Here is a 522-nt window from a genome sequence, read left to right on the forward strand (position 1 = left end):
AGGTTGGTTGAGAGGATCAACCGTCAGTTTAACACTAGAACCTTCGGCCAGAGGTGCCATCACCCGTTCAACTAACGATCTCGCAATTCCTCGACCGCGAAATTCCGAATTTACGGCTAACGACATTATCCAATAGTGCTTCGCGACATTGCTGGTGGTTAAAAGCACATAACCAGCAACTGCTTCTCCTTCCTTTGCGACTAACAAGCTTTCACCCCAACAATCGTAGGCTTGTCGTATAAAAAACTGAGGATACGAATGTTCTCCAAACAACTTGTTTTCTAAAGCATAAACAGCGGCTAAATCTTCTTTACGCGCAGACAAAATGTCCATCTCAACTCTACTCCTAAACTCCTTTGTTTGCGGCAATATAGATGAATCCTTCGTTAAACCCAACTTTTGCTGTCAACTCAAACAGTTGGAGCGGAACACTTTCCTTGCCCTCATCCATAGCAAATACCACCATGGACACATTTTAATCACAAAATCTAAAACCAAAAAATATTGAAAATTTGGTAAATA

Annotated in this window: 1 protein-coding gene; it reads right to left on the minus strand. The window is 41.6% G+C overall.

Features of this window, described 5'->3' with window-relative positions; genetic code table 11:
• A partial coding sequence (locus tag R7P74_RS29255) for a GNAT family N-acetyltransferase (protein ID WP_318124231.1) occupies nucleotides 1-333 on the minus strand: 333 nt, incomplete at its 3' end.
• Nucleotides 334-522 lie beyond the last annotated feature (189 nt).

This window comes from Vibrio sp. 2033 (assembly GCF_033339735.1).